The following is a 14,796-nucleotide window of genomic DNA, read 5'->3' as shown; positions in this document are numbered from 1 at the left end:
ACAACTTAATTGAAATTTTCTGGAAATTTATTAAGTATGAGTGGATTGAAATTGAGGCTTACGAAAACTGGAAAAGCTTTCTTGAATATCTCAAAAAAGTGCTTGAAAATTTTGGGGAAGAATATGTAATTAATTTTGTTTAGGTGCTTAAGTACCCGATGAGGCGTTCGCGTAGCGTGGCCTTTAGGCCATCGCTTGAGTACCTACTTCATTCTTCTGTGGACAGGCATGTGATTATTCCGAGTCTGGGGCTAACTTTCGTGCTACTGTTTTGGGGTCTTTATCTATTTCTTTTGTATTTGGGTTGAGGTCGATGTCAGGATTGAGTTTTTGCGCTTCTTGATAGGCAGAAATAGCCTTCTGTATTTTCCCGTATATTGCTAGTATCGCTCCTTCAAGTACCTTAGCTTGTGCGGCTAACAAGTGCGCTACTATTTTAGGGTCTTTGTCTATTTCCTCTGTATCTGGGTTGAGGTCAATATCAAGATTAAGTTTTTGTGCTTCTTGATAGGCAGAAATAGCCCTCTCTATTTTCCCCTCTTTTGCTAGTATCGCTCCTTCAAGTACCTTAGCTTGTGCGGCTAACAAGTGCGCTACTATTTTAGGGTCTTTATCTATTTCCTCTGTATATGGATTGAGGTCGATGTCAGGATAGAGTTTTTGCGCTTCTTTGAATTTTTTAACAGCACTCTTGATATTTGGCTCTTTTTGTAACACAAAAGCCCTACCTTGTCTCACCAGAAAGTCGGCTTTGGCTTTATCTTCCCAACCAGCATACTTAAGACAAACTTCTCCTGCTTTATTATTTTGAGGCGCAACGAGGTCAGGATGAAATTGTAGCTGATCACATCCCTCTTTTAATAAATTTCGCCAATCTAAACCCAGCCACAAACGCACTGTTCCGTCGCCACTGGCACTGAGAATCTGTTTGCCATCTCGACTAAAAGCAATATCAGTGACCCTACTTGTATGACCTTGTAATGTATGGAGAGCAAGACCTGTTTCTGTGTCCCACAAACGCACTGTGTTGTCCCAACTGCCACTGAGAATCTGTTTGCCATCTCGACTAAAAGCGATCTCATTGACAAAAGTAGTATGACCTTCTAATGTATGGAGATGTTGACCGGTTTCGGTGTCCCACAACCGTAATGTTTTGTCGCCACTGCCACTGAGAATCTGTTTGCCATCTCGACTAAAAGCGATAGCCCAGACACCATCTATATGACCTTGTAATGTATGGAGAGTTTGACCTGTTTCTGTGTCCCACAAACGCAATGTTCCGTCGCCACTGCCACTGAGAATCTGTTTGCCATCTCGACTAAAAGCGATATCATTGACAGCACTTGTATGACCTTTTAATGTATGGAGAGGAAGACCTGTTTCTGTGTCCCATAACCGCACTGTGTCGTCGGAACTGCCACTGAGAATCTGTTTGCCATCTCGACTAAAAGCGATCGCAGTGACATCTTCTGTATGACCTTGTAATGTATGGAGAGTAAGACCTGTTTCTGTGTCCCATAACCGCACTGTGTCGTCGGAACTGGCACTGAGAATCTGTTTGCCATCTCGACTAAAAGCGATCGCAGTGACATCTTCTGTATGACCTTCTAATGTATGGAGAGGTTGACTGGTTTCTGTGTCCCATAACCGCACTGTGTCGTCGGAACTGGCACTGAGAATCTGTTTACCATCTCGACTAAAAGCGATCGCAGTGACATCTTCTGTATGACCTTCTAATGTATGGAGAGGAAGACCTGTTTCTGTGTCCCACAACCGCACTGTGTTGTCATCACTGTCACTGAGAATCTGTTTGCCATCTGGACTAAAAGCGATCGCACTGACCCAACTAGTATGACCTTCTAATGTATGAATTAGTGTACCGGAATCTGTGTCCCACAAACGCACTGCTCCGTCGTCACTGCCACTGAGAATTTGTTTGCCATCTGGACTAAAAGCGATCGCACTGACCCAACTAGTATGACCTTCTAATGTATGGATTAGTGTACGGGATTTGGTGTCCCACAAACGCACTGTTGTGCTGTCCAAACTGCCACTGAGAATCTGTTTGCCATCTGGACTAAAGGCGATATCAGTGACAAAATCTGTATGACCTTCTAATTCGTCTGTATGGAGAGTTTGACCTGTTTCTGTGTCCCACAAACGCAATGTTCCGTCGCCACTGCCACTGAGAATCTGTTTGCCATCTGGACTAAAAGCGATCCCATAGACATCATCAGTATGATCTTCTATATGGAAAGGTTGACCGGAATCTGTGTCCCACAACAATGTGTTGTCCCAACTGTCACTGCTGAGAATCGGTTTGCTATCTGGACTAAAAGCGATATCAGTGGCAGTATTAGTATGACCTTCTAATGTATGTATTAGTGTACCGGTTTCTGTGTCCCACAAACGCAATGTTCCGTCGCCACTGCCACTGAGAATCTGTTTGCCATCTCGACTAAAAGCGATCTCATAGACATCTTCTGTATGACCTTCTAATGTATGGAGAGTTTGACCTGTTTCTGTGTCCCACAAACGCAATGTTCCGTCGCCACTGCCACTGAGAATCTGTTTGCCATCTGGACTAAAAGCGATATCAGTGGCAGTATTAGTATGACCTTCTAATGTATGTATTAGTGTACCGGTTTCTGTGTCCCACAAACGCACTGTGTCGTCCCTACTGCCACTGAGAATCTGTTTACCATCTGGACTAAAAGCGATCGCATTGACAGTATCAGTATGACCTTCTAATGTATGGAGAGTTTGACCTGTTTCTGTGTCCCACAAACGCACTGTGTTGTCAAAACTGCCACTGAGAATCTGTTTGCCATCTGGACTAAAAGCGATATCAGTGACAATATCTGTATGACCTTGTAAGCGATTCCTTTCTCGAACCTTATCTAAAGCTGCCAAGAAGCTAGAATTCATTTCATTGATTACTGTTGGTTGTAAGGATTTTTGGTTATCTTGAATATAAGCGATTGATTCGATAGCTTGTATCAAGTCTTCTGTAGTAGGTTTTAATAATATGGAAGACTTGACCTGATTAGCTTGTGCTTGTAATGCTGCGTTAATTGCTTGAATTGCCTGTTTACGAGATTCTAAGCCAAAATAAGTCGATAATACTAAACCTGTACCTAACCCCAGCATAACTGCGATGGCAACACCCCAATTCCGACGAGTATTGATGCTTTTTTGCCTGACGCTACGCTGCACAAACTCAGCTTCTACTTGGTTCAGCCAGTTATCATCAGAATTGAGTTCTTTATTCAATACATCGAGATAAGGATTGGCATTCCAAAGAAATTGTACGGTTTTATCTCTCGAACCTTTTTGTTGCTCCGGTGTCCGTTGCCACAATCGAGCCAACTGAGTATCTTTGAGTGTGTTTATTTTGTTAAAAAAGTTTTCAGCAAGGTCAAGTCTCCCATTCAACCAATTAATCGCAGCTTCAGCCTTGGCTTCAAAACCGGATGATTGTTTTTTGCTTTTAAGATTTTTCCACTCCACCGCCGCAGGAGTCAACCGCCGTTGTAGAAGTAAATTTTCCTCCTCTAAATGTTTCCACTCCAGCAACCTTTGCCAACCCCGCACCAAAGCATCATGGGCAGGTTCCACATAGGGATTCCCCTCAGCATCTTGTCCTTTCACCAATAACCGTGCTGTGCTAAAACGCTCAATTACTTCCTTAACTAAATCATTTTTCCCTGGTGGATATTCCAATTCTGATAAAGGTACCCGCCTACGGGCTAACTCACCCCCACCTAGTGCCACCATCCGCAGCATCACATGACGGATAACTTGGTCATAAGCGGGGTTTTTATTAACTAGCGCCTTATATTCTTCATCAGCCCTTTGAGTTAGTGATTGCATGACTCCCCCTAATTCAATATAATCGGCTTGAGTCAGCGCCCGGTCAATAGTAATACCCCTGTATTGTTCCTCCCGTTGTCGCCTTAAGTATTTCAGATAAAGTTCGCTCAAGGCAAAAGACAACAGGGGCAATGCTCCCGGCATATCCGCCACTTCATCTATTAATTCTTCTACTAAATCGTGGGGCTGAAAATACATCACCCGTGCTTGAGCCGGTTTTTCTATCGCTTCCCTTAGTTCCCCTCGTGTCATCGCTGGTACAATAAATCGTCCGTTGTGCCAACACTTTTTAAGCACAGTTAAACCCACGTTATAGTCTGTGGGGACAAACGTTAAGCCAGCATCCCTGACTTGCGGTTCAAAGTCAGAGCGTAGGGTTAATACTACCCGTAATTTATCCCCATGGGTATTTATGGCTGTGAGTATCTGTTGGAAAAACGCCTGACGCTCATCTAAGTTTTGACAGAGTGTAATAATTTCTTCGCTTTGGTCAATAAACAGTAATAACTTAGAGTTGGGGTTATTTTTCGCCCAAACATCAATGCTCATTGCCAGGTTCTGCTGGGGGTTTTGGGCTGCTACCTCTGGTAATTGGCTATTTTTTAAAGCATTATTTAACCCTTGCAAGGGAGTCTCACCAGGACGGATGGGTGGCAAAATACACCATTTTTCGGTATTACCTTGCCGTAGTTTGGGAATTAATCCGGCTTTTACCAAGCTAGATTTACCGGAACCGGAAGCACCCAACACCACTGTCAGGGGATTAGCTTTGACAAAATCTTCTAACTTTTCTACTAGTAATGTTCTACCGAAAAACAGTGAACTGTGTTTCTCGTCAAAGGACTTTAAACCCCGATAGGGATTTTGTGACTCATCCAATGGTGGTGCTGGTGGTAAATTAAGTTCATGTCCCGGAGAAAGAAAGATATATTCTCCCTTATCGTGCTTATTTAAACACCAAATACCAGGGGTTTGTCGTATCCGGCATTTTTCTGTGGGAATTTCGACTCGATCCCGTAAATATAAATATAATTCGGTGGCTGTAATTACCCCATCTCCAGGGGGTTTACCATTGGTAGCAGGAGGATAAATATCTGCTCCACCTTCGAGGGCTTCTAATAATGCACTAGCAAAAGGGGAATGATTACCGACTTGACTGCGTTCACTATCTAAATTAAAGTTATCTAAAGCCTTTTGGTCAGAAGCTGAAGAAGTAATAATTTGCCAGGCTGGGTCAGTAATAAAACGGTCATAACGCTCTTGGTGAATTACTTCTGGCGATGTGAGTAAATCCCTAGTACTCGACCATTTAAAAGCACCAGCAAAACAGCAGTCGAGGATACCCAAGAAATGACGACAGGGTAATTGACTTAAAGCATCGTGTAACTTGGTCATGGGCAGATAACTATTAGTATCCCCCAGTAAAGCATCTTGAGGAATTAAGTAACCCGCCGGGCCATCATCCCCATTGAGAGCGACTCCATGACCAGCAAAGTAAAATAATAAGCGGTCATTTTCAGTGACTTGTTCTGGTAAGGTATGGGATAAAAATTTGTGGAAGTTAGACAGAGTTGCCACTTCGTCTAGGCATTCCCAGACTTCGTAATCATGCTTCTCGCGGAGAATTTCCACTAGTTTTTTGGCATCGTTTACGGCAGTGTTCAGGGGAGAAATGCCGTTGGTGTAGTTATTGATACCGGTGATAAAGGCGAGATTGCGAGAAAACATGTTATGCTAAAAACACTGATAAAGATGACTTGAATACCCTTGATTGGCAGCATCAAAACTGGGATGCTCCCTATTTATTCCTCAAGATAATCTGTTGACTTTACGCAGAAATTATTAGTTTCGTAATAAATCTTTACCTATTGATGAAAGCATCGAACAGAGAATTGCTATAGTTTATTCTTCAAGCTCCAACAATCCCTGTAAAGCCTCTTTCATCTCATCCTGACTAGTGGTGGCTGTCCCAAACTGACGCACCACAATGCTAGCGGCCAAATTCCCCAAAACCGCTGCTTCCCAGTAAGAAGCCCCCAGACACAAGCTCAAGGTCAGGGCTGCTACCACCGTATCCCCAGCACCAGTTACATCAAATACATCGGTGCGATTAAAGGCTGGGATATGCTCAACCTTACCATCACGACCAAACAAACTCATGCCCTGTTCACCACGAGTAATCAGAATTTCTTCCCCTTGAGTCAGTGCCAACAAATCTCTACCAGCTCTCAACAAATCCTCAAAACTCTTAATCCCATAGCCCACTGCTCGCTCCGCTTCTGGCAGATTGGGAGTAAATACTCTAGCGCCATGATAACGGTCCAGATCCTTCTGAGTATCTACAATGGTGCGGTCGTGAGACAAAACCGCTTCAATCACTGGTGGTGTAAACACACCATCTCCGTAATCAGAACAAACTACAGCATCCACCTGATCTAAATGCTGTTGTATTTGTGCTGCCAACTCTAACTGCTTATCCCGGTCTGGCAATTCATCTGACTTGCGGTCTATTCGCACAATCTGCTGAGTCACCGACTGACGGGCATGACCAGCAATCCGGCTTTTGGTCACAGTTGGTCGGTCTGGATCAATCACGATCGGACTAGTATCAATCCCCACCTCTTCAAACATCGTCCGCAGCACTTGCCCTTGAGGATCCTTACTCAAAAACCCAGCTACCTTAACCTCTGCTCCCAGCTTAGCCAGATTATAAACAGCATTGGCTCCACCACCAGGGGTTTGACGAGTGGTTTCATGACGTATTATTAATACTGGAGCCTCTCGTGAAATTCGTTCCACTTCACCTGTGAGAAATTCATCAAGAGTTAAATCACCAACCACCAGTACCTTAGATTGCTTAAAACCATCAATGAGCTCAAACAAACGGGGAGCTGAAGCAGCTAGTTGAGTTTTGAAAGACGCAAATTCAGTCATAGAGCAAAGAGAGTAGGGAGTAGGGAGTCGGGAGTCGGGAGTCGGGATAATAAGATTTAATTTACCTGATAACTGTGATCAACGCTATAGTTGAGTATTAATTAGTTTCTCATTACTGTTACTTTAAATACCAGCGTGTCGCGTATCACCGTGTCGCGTATCAGCTTTTACCCAGACTTTCAATTCCCATTAATCTCGAACTATTAAATGCTCTCCTTTGGCCATTGCGCATTGCACATTGCCCACGCTACGCAAATGGCTGTTCGCGCACGCGTGGGCGTAGCGCATAGGCTGACGGATTAGTTGACCAGAATGTGTTTGGGATTTATTAACAAGTTTTTAACTAACTACTTGGACATCAATTCTGTTAACTGTGTTAATAAATTTAACGTTTATCAACCCTTTTCTATTCCCTGTTCCCTATTTCCTATTCCCTATTGCTATAGTATCAACCGTTATTCACATTTTTATGTAAACTTTATGTAAACTTTATGTAGTGTTTATAAATTCTCCTGACCCTTGGTATAGACTTAATTTGATTACTGAAAAATCAGTAATATCAACAACTAATTTACAGGGATAAATCAATGTTTAAAGGACAAAGTATCTGCCAAAAATTAGCACTAATCACTACTGGTGCAGCCTTAAGCCTAGCAGTGATTGACACTAATCCTGTCCAAGCTATTACCATTACCTATGAGTTTGGAGCTGCAGGATTCTCGGGTAAGTTCAGCTATGATGACGCCAATGAAACCAGGAGTGAATTTTTTGCTAGTAATCCTGATGTTCCCGTGATCGAATTAACTTATCCGGTAGATGAGATTGAGTTTTTTTTCAACAATAGAACCTATACCAAGGCCGATTCAACCATAGAGCCTGTATGGTCAATATTCACAGGGTTTGCAGAGGGTGAGCAATTACATTGGAGTACAGAAGATTTTAGTTTTACTGGTGGTAATAGTCCGGCTCCGGGTTTTCCAGAGTTTTTTACTGTGTTCGAGATAGATGGAGAATTCGTAGAGACAGCGAGTTTTAGGCGGATTGAAAATGAACCACCAGCAAGTGTACCTGAATCTGGTACGGTTATAGGACTTAGTCTTTTAGGTTTAGGCTGGCTGTCACAGAGAAAGATAGCATCTTCGCCAAAGGTATAGAAAAAACAGACTAAAAAAACCTAAGCATATGCGCTACGCCCACGCTACGCTAACAGCTATCAGCCGTCAGCCTTCAGCTTTTGAATGAAATAGGTAAGCATTTGCTAAATCTCAGTTCCCTGGCCTTTCGGCCAGGAATTCATAGTCTTTAGCCACGCTACGCGAATGGCCAACGGTTGATAGCTGAATGCTTACTCTTTTTCGAGCTGATGAGGCTTTCAATACGTGGAAGTAGCTACCATAGTTGAAACCCTTGACAAACCTTAACATACCTTGGTTAATTCACTACATATTTACCACTACCATTGATATTATTTACCTAAAACCTAGAGTTAATTTTCCTGACTCTAGTACCGAAATGCAATCCCTTTTCAGGCGAACATACCGACCCTGACGTAACGCAAAATGTGGATATTTTTCAATTTGCTTAAACCCCTCAGTCTGTAGATGAGCTTTGATAATCTTCATAGTGGAAGTTGTTTCGTGATGCCGATCAACTAATCGAATAATGTGTGGGATAGCATAGGGAGATAAAAGTTCTTGCAAGTGAGTCAAGAAATCATCAAGAGTTTCACCTTCATCCAAAGACTCAATAGGTAAAATAGATGCCATCCCTACTTTACCCGATGCACCAGGAATTGGAACTCCATAAACAACCGCTTCTCGGACTTTACCCGTCGATAAAATTGCTTCCTCTACTTCCACACAAGAAACATTTTCTCCTTTCCAACGAAAGCTGTCACCCATACGGTCAACAAACATAAAAAAGCCGTCAGCATCTCGACATAGTAAATCTCCAGAACGCCACCACAAGTCACCTGGTTCAAATAAATTTCTCCAGAGTTTATCCTCATCTAGTTTTGGGTCAAGATAACCTCGATAGAAATTACCCGGAACCCGCAACACAGCCTCTCCAACTTCTCCCGGTGCAACAACTTTTCCTTGCTCGTTAACTAACGCTACATTGTTGGCATCAGGATGGTCTGGGGGAATAAAACCACAATAACCCGGTCTTCCCGTCCAATTTGTCAGTGCTGATGCTGGCATTTCTGTCGCACCGTAATGTTCTACTACTTTTTCAATCCCAAATCTTTCGATCACCTGCTCCCAGAGGGGAGATGTTAAACCATTACCAAAAATAACGCCCAGGGGATTTTTGGCATCCTCGGGTTGTTGGGGACTGTTGCTCAGATAACGCCACAGTTCGCCAATATAAACAACTGAATCACAATTGTAGGTACGCACATCCGTCAGAAATGCTCCCACAGAAAATTTATCGCGGACTACAGCACAAGCTCCCGCTTCTAAACAACTAGAAAAAGCCACAGCTAGCCCATTTCCATGATAGAGAGGCAAAGTGATGTAACACTTACTGTCATAAGACATCCCTGTTCGCAACGACCAAGCAATTCCCGCACCAATCATCCGGCGATGACTAAAGAGTGCGGGTTTACTGCGACCGCTAGTTCCGCTAGTAAAGATAATCACAACTGGGTCATCAAGCGTAACTTGACGACGGTGTTTTGCTGAAGTGCGACCCGACCAGGAACGTTCAAGAATCCAGTTTGGGTCATAGGTTTCTACTGATGGGATGGGCTGACCTATGGTAATCTTGACTCCTGAATTATGGGCTAAAGTTGATAATTTTTTATCTGATTCTCTGGCATTAAATAAAACTGCGACAATTCCTGCTTTAGCTAATCCCAAGACAGTAGCTAGGAAAACAGCACTGTTGTTTTGGTGAACCCCGATGTATTTTTGATTTGAGGAAATCGCCCATTCTGCTATTTTATCGGCTGCGCGATCAAGTTCTTGATAGCTCCAAGGGGATATAAAACCTACCTCATGAACTATTGGGCGGTGAGACAACTGAGCTACTGATTGTTCCCAGACATCCGCCCAACTATTGACGTTTTGTGCTGCTAAATCTTGCCATCTTTTGCTTTCATAACTTGCCTATTTGTTGTATTGCTCAACAAGAGTATGTTCAGATATTTTTATCATCACCGATAATTCCCCTAATACCAACTGTGACAAAAGTTATATATAGCGCTTTTTATCCTAATGAAACACACAATATTTTTTCGATCTTACATGTTCCCTGTTCCCTGCTCCGAAGGCCCTGTTCCCTAACACAAAAAAATGTGTACCCCAGCTAATTTAAAACTCCTATATTTTTAATTAAAATTACTGATTACTTAACTTTTGTAGGTTTATTTATATTTTTTAAATCAATTTGTGGGCGTTAGTAAAATTCAATAGTCAGGGTTAATACTATCATAAAACTTATTTTGTTTGAATTTTATATAAAAAAATTACCATTAATTAACGCCATTTTTAAGGGTTTTTTGTTGGGTATAACTTCGTTATACCCAACCTCCGATTATTCGTAATAGCCACCGTATGGGGTTATACAGTGAATTAAAAAACATATTTTTATCAAGTATTTTAAATTCATGTTTTTCATAAACTTATACAATTTATTTTCAAAAATATGTTTAGCACCATCATTTACAATCGTTATTTTATTCTTTTTGCATAGATAGTATAAAGTAATTCTTGTGAATAATGATTGGTGAAAACTGGATTAGTGACTCCTAAAATTGAGTAAGCTAAAAATTTTGGTGGTGAACCTGCTTCTACATAGCATTCAAAGCCTTCTTTTTCTAACATATTTTTGATGATATTTAAGCGGTCTTGGATGTCATGAACTTCTATAACCAACTGCTGGATTTTTTGCCAGTCTGCGGAATTGATTCCCTCAAGAATTTTAAGTTCAGCTTTTTCAGTATCTAATTTAACTAAATCTATCTGACATAACTCATGTTTTTTGATTATTTCAGATATACTCGTTAAAGTTACACTAGCTTGTTTGGTTTTCAAGAAAAACTTTTCTAAAATAAATTCCACTAATCTTGCTTTCCATGGAAACGGACATATTTTAATGATTTGTGTTATGAGATTATTAGTTTTTTTTGCATTTTTATTATTTAAGTTGTTAATAATTAAGTTGGTAAAGTTGTTTTTCTCTGCCGGGCTAAACTTGGCATCTGCTCCTGATAATAATGAGTAATGAGGGAAGTAATCAAACGTTGCTTTACTATCTTCGTTCCACAATCCACAATTATAGCTAATAACATTAGTGAACTGCATATTTTTTTGCATAATTTTATAAATTTGTTTAATTGGTTCAAAACAAAATAGATTGATATTGCCTTGACAATATTGATGAGCAAAAAGTGCAAACAAACCTATGTTGGCACCAACGTCAAATACTGTATAACCTGGTTTTAAAGTTATCCCATGCTGCAAATAACTTTGTCTGACAAAAATATCATCATAAAGAAAAAGTGCTTCCTCCTCGTTGAGGAAATAAATTTTTTGTTGGTTTGGCAATTCTAGTGACTTTTTCATTGTTGTTGAATCTGGTGAATTGACATCCTCCTGACGCTGCTCTTAAAAGACAGCGCACCGATTCCTATCCATCAATCAAACAACTGTGCGTTGAACGAATGACTCAAGGCGGGCTTCACTTGCAGTGCAAGTACGTTTTAGGGGTAGATTTACGCTTCCTCCACGTCCATTTAGAGTCTCATTATGCCTCTCAGCGACTGTAAATAGTAAGAGTTGAATTGATTTTTTTAAACTTTTAAAGCTTGGCTGGGGGGGTGACATGCAAGCTGAAATCATTACTGGGTAATAATTTCAGCCCATCTGTTACAAAAAGATACATTCTGTTTTGGGTTGACATTGGACTATGTTATAAGGGTTTGAGCTTGCCATTAAATGAATCGAGAGTTAATTTGGGACTAGATCTTACATGAATTATTGGCCTTAAAGCCTTATATAGCAAGCTTTTAATGGCTCATGTCACCCCCTCAGAAAGCTTGGTTTATCGGCTGTATTAATATGATACCATACTTTGCCACTTGTCATTCCCAGACGACGCCAAACTATCGTTATGGCTCGGGTTTTCTGCCGACATTATGATAAAATTGTATTTAGGTGCGGTTGAGGTTGAGGTTGAGAGTTTCTGGTGTTAATAGCTCTTGGGAACTATATTTAATTTCAACGGGTAAACCACCACTATCTAAACTGAGACGACCAGCTTCAAGAATAGCTGTTGTCTGTAAAGTTCGAGCAGCAGTCGCTAGGATATTGTCAAAATCTTTGGGTTCCGCTTTTCCCTCATTAATACTGCCTACTGCATCCACAAATCTTTCAAGACTTTGATAACCGTAGGCTCCCTGTCCAGCAAATTTGCCATCAGAGGGTTCGTACTTCATAAATAGGGGGTTAATACTAGCATATCCCCCAGATACTGTTGCAGTTGTATAACCTCGATGAGCTTGATCGACTTGTAACTCTCCTTGATGACCCATGTAGAAAAACCGTTGTTGGGAATGAACGTCAGATTTAGGGGCAATCCATGATGCCGTATGAATGGAGATTCCTAAATTCCTACTCTCGATGTTTTCCCACTGAACCGTTAGGGTAATGGTATCTTCGGTATCAATGCCTAACTCTGTCTTGGCGACTCCAGTAGCAGCTAAAGCATTTACTTGGATGGGTCTGGCCCGATCCCCTATCATCCAGTCTAATAAATCTATGTGATGAGAGTTCAAATAGTAGCTAATGTCAGAAGAGCGCCCTGCCCATTGACCAAAAGTGTTAAGTTGACTTCTCGGCTGACTCATATAGCTACTCATATAACTAAAATCTCCATAGCTGCGAGCGCGATCGCGTGCATCAGAGTACATGGGGTCAAACCTCTTGTGCATCTCTATTCCCACCAGTACATTATGTTGCTTTCCAGCCTCGATTAATTTCTGATGTTCTGCTAGAGTTTTCACCAATGGTTTAGCAACTAAAACGTGCATTCCCTGACGAATAGCAGTCATGGCGATCTCAAAGTGGGTATCATCAGGTGTCACTACAATTACCCCACTTCCTGGCTTCATCTTCTCGATAGCAGTTTGATAGGCTTGGGGATTATAGTCATTGTCATCAGGAAAAGTATGGACGGAAGCATCTATTCCCTGATACCGAGAACTAATTTGTTCGGCAAAATGATGGCGAATCCCTGGAAAACGTTTTCCATCTCGTCCACAGAGGGAAATTTGCTCTACTTTTCCACGACTTCGGAGGTCGAAAAGCCCCAAGGCTACAACACCAGCACTTTTGTCAGAATTAGCTGCTGCTCCGTGAACAAAACCTGTGACATATTCACCTGTTCCGATGACTAAAATATCTGTTCCCATGTTCGGATTTTTATGAGTAATACAAAGGCGTTTTTTTAGGTTTTACGAGTACGCGATCGCTATAGGAGTTACCAAATATATTATCTGGGTCAAGTTGAGAACGTACTTTCTGAAAGTCGTTCCAGTGGGGATACATTTTTTCTAATTTATCAGCATCAGGCCCGAACCTTTTTGCCCAATGGGGACGACCATCTAATTTAGCCATAATTTTTTCATAGTCATCAAAATAGGATTGACAATCAACATATTTACCGTAGGGCATATAAGTAATAACCCCGATATAGCAGCTATCTCTACCCTGACAAGGACTTAACCAAATATCATCTCCTTTGACAAAGCGCACTTCAATGGGCAAATGAACTTGATAGTCTTTTTCTTTAATCATCTGGCGAATTTGCAAGATGGCTTCAGCCGTATGTTCTATAGGAATCGCCCACTCATTAACCTGCTGTTTAAATAGACAATCAAAATTGAATTGACTGACACTGTTCCCTCGTGACTGTTTTGACTTGCTGAACATTTGTTGAACGTACCAGCGATTAACCAGGGGAATCAGACGTTGATTATAAGTAGCTAAATATAAGAGCAGTTCAAATGTATAGTAACCAATAAGTTTTTCTCTATACCAACTCTGGAAGCGTTGGAAAAAATTTTGTTTGGGAGCAGTTTTTCCAGGTGGTTTGCGAGTTGCACTCCACTCCCACACCCTATCTGCATGGGGTAAATACCAAAAACGATAGTGGTCAGCTTGCAGGCGTTCTGGTAGTTTATCCAATACAGTTTCTAGAGTTTCTGGTTGTTCTCGTACTTCTAAGTCAAATTCTTTTGTTACTTGTAATTTAAGTTCTGTGACTAATCCCAAACTTCCTAGATGGCATTTGGCTGCATTAAATAGTTGATAATTTTCATCTTTGGAGATTTTGATAACTTCTCCTAAACCTGTTACCAGTGTAATTTCCTGAATAATTGTTGACAGTACCCCATAATTTAATCCTGTGCCATGAGTTGCAGTTGCCATTGCACCTCCTACAGTTTGAGCAGAAATAGAACCTAGATTGGGCAAGGCTAGTCTATATTTTGCTAGGCTTTGATTCAAATCTTTGAGGGTAACTCCTGCTTGAGTAACAACAGTTTGACTATCATAGTTGATATTTAGGATCTGATTTAAGCGATCGCTACAAACCAAATCCTGATTACTCATAGCAATATCGCTTGGGGAATGTCCTGAACCAAATACTCGGATTTTTGTTCCCTGTTGCATTACTTGGCAAACAATGTCTCTAGCTTCTTCAGTTGAAGCAGGGTAATGTACAGAAGTAGGTATGCACTGATACTGCTCAGACCAATTGATAAATTTATTTTGATTCATATTTCCTTGTTTACGGGCAAAAAATGATTGTGAGCCGATAAATTTATTATTCCAATATTGTGACAACTCCACGCTTAATTCTGGAGTGTTTTAGTTGTTTTTCTGCTCGCAAAAATTTTGTCAACATTTTTTTTTGATGGTACTTTTTGCGCTAACAGGGGGACAAGGAGGCATGAGAGTCTTATGTAGTGAGCGATACAGCAGA

7 protein-coding genes and 1 pseudogene are annotated in these 14,796 nt (G+C 41.2%); 1 reads left to right on the top strand and 7 read right to left on the bottom strand.

The genetic code is table 11. The annotated features are described in order from the left end of the window. Window positions 1–234 precede the first annotated feature (234 nt). Both BJP37_RS37135 and BJP37_RS21755 read right to left on the bottom strand, forming a co-directional pair. The gene (locus BJP37_RS37135) at window positions 235–5,601 is read right to left on the bottom strand and encodes an nSTAND1 domain-containing NTPase (RefSeq protein ID WP_143727734.1); all 5,367 of its coding nucleotides are present in this window, start codon (window positions 5,599–5,601) and stop codon (window positions 235–237) included. Window positions 5,602–5,775: 174 nt separating this feature from the next. After that, window positions 5,776–6,807 carry a bifunctional heptose 7-phosphate kinase/heptose 1-phosphate adenyltransferase gene (locus tag BJP37_RS21755; protein WP_075901908.1) on the bottom strand — a complete coding sequence of 344 codons (1,032 nt, stop codon included), beginning with the start codon at window positions 6,805–6,807 and terminating at the stop codon, window positions 5,776–5,778. A gap of 587 nt (window positions 6,808–7,394) precedes the next feature. Between BJP37_RS21755 and BJP37_RS21750 the strand changes: the two genes are divergently transcribed. After that, window positions 7,395–7,961 (top strand): PEP-CTERM sorting domain-containing protein, encoded by a 567-nt coding sequence (locus tag BJP37_RS21750; protein ID WP_075901906.1) that lies wholly within the window; start codon window positions 7,395–7,397, stop codon window positions 7,959–7,961. Between the two features lie 315 nt (window positions 7,962–8,276). On the opposite strand, the gene BJP37_RS43785 is transcribed toward BJP37_RS21750, so the two are convergent. The 5 genes and pseudogenes from BJP37_RS43785 to BJP37_RS21730 form a co-directional block, all read right to left on the bottom strand. Next, window positions 8,277–8,708: an AMP-binding enzyme gene (locus BJP37_RS43785; protein WP_269087128.1), complete on the bottom strand. Its 432-nt coding sequence runs from the start codon at window positions 8,706–8,708 to the stop codon at window positions 8,277–8,279. A gap of 132 nt (window positions 8,709–8,840) precedes the next feature. Further along, window positions 8,841–9,836 (bottom strand): annotated as a pseudogene (locus BJP37_RS21745) (AMP-binding protein); the annotation flags it as partial. A 645-nt stretch (window positions 9,837–10,481) separates the two neighbouring features. Continuing rightward, window positions 10,482–11,375 carry an FkbM family methyltransferase gene (locus tag BJP37_RS21740; RefSeq protein ID WP_075901902.1) on the bottom strand — a complete coding sequence of 298 codons (894 nt, stop codon included), beginning with the start codon at window positions 11,373–11,375 and terminating at the stop codon, window positions 10,482–10,484. A 587-nt stretch (window positions 11,376–11,962) separates the two neighbouring features. After that, window positions 11,963–13,222 carry a Gfo/Idh/MocA family protein gene (locus tag BJP37_RS21735; protein WP_075901900.1) on the bottom strand — a complete coding sequence of 420 codons (1,260 nt, stop codon included), beginning with the start codon at window positions 13,220–13,222 and terminating at the stop codon, window positions 11,963–11,965. Between the two features lie 10 nt (window positions 13,223–13,232). Then, window positions 13,233–14,591 (bottom strand): D-arabinono-1,4-lactone oxidase, encoded by a 1,359-nt coding sequence (locus BJP37_RS21730; protein WP_075901898.1) that lies wholly within the window; start codon window positions 14,589–14,591, stop codon window positions 13,233–13,235. Window positions 14,592–14,796 lie beyond the last annotated feature (205 nt).

Origin of the sequence: Moorena bouillonii PNG (genome assembly GCF_001942495.1) — a bacterium.
GTDB lineage: Bacteria > Cyanobacteriota > Cyanobacteriia > Cyanobacteriales > Coleofasciculaceae > Moorena > Moorena bouillonii.
Note: the sequence above shows the minus strand (reverse complement) of the source record. Positions and strands in the feature narration are given on the sequence as shown.